At 64.5% G+C, this 299-nt stretch carries 1 protein-coding gene; it reads right to left on the bottom strand.

What is annotated here, in order from left to right; translation table 11 throughout:
* Positions 1-299 (bottom strand): 30S ribosomal protein S11 (gene rpsK / locus CVH10_RS19400; RefSeq protein WP_106489402.1); only part of this gene is annotated, 299 nt, incomplete at both ends.

Below are 299 nucleotides of genomic sequence, written 5' to 3'. Positions count from 1 at the left end.
TTTCTTCTGCGGACGGCAGCCGTTGTGCGGCACAGGCGTCACGTCGGCAATGGAATTGATCCGGATGCCGAGCGCAGCGAGGGCGCGCACCGACGATTCGCGACCGGGGCCGGGGCCCTTGATCTCGACGTCGAGGTTCTTGATGCCTTGTTCGACAGCAGCACGGCCGGCGACTTCCGAAGCCACCTGGGCAGCGAATGGGGTCGACTTGCGCGAGCCCTTGAAGCCCTGGCCACCCGACGACGCCCACGACAGTGCATTGCCCTGACGGTCCGTGATCGTGATGATCGTGTTGTTGA

The organism is Halomonas sp. ND22Bw (genome assembly GCF_003011945.1).
GTDB classification, from domain to species: domain Bacteria; phylum Pseudomonadota; class Gammaproteobacteria; order Pseudomonadales; family Halomonadaceae; genus Halomonas; species Halomonas halophila.
This window is presented reverse-complemented; position numbering and strand designations above follow the sequence as displayed.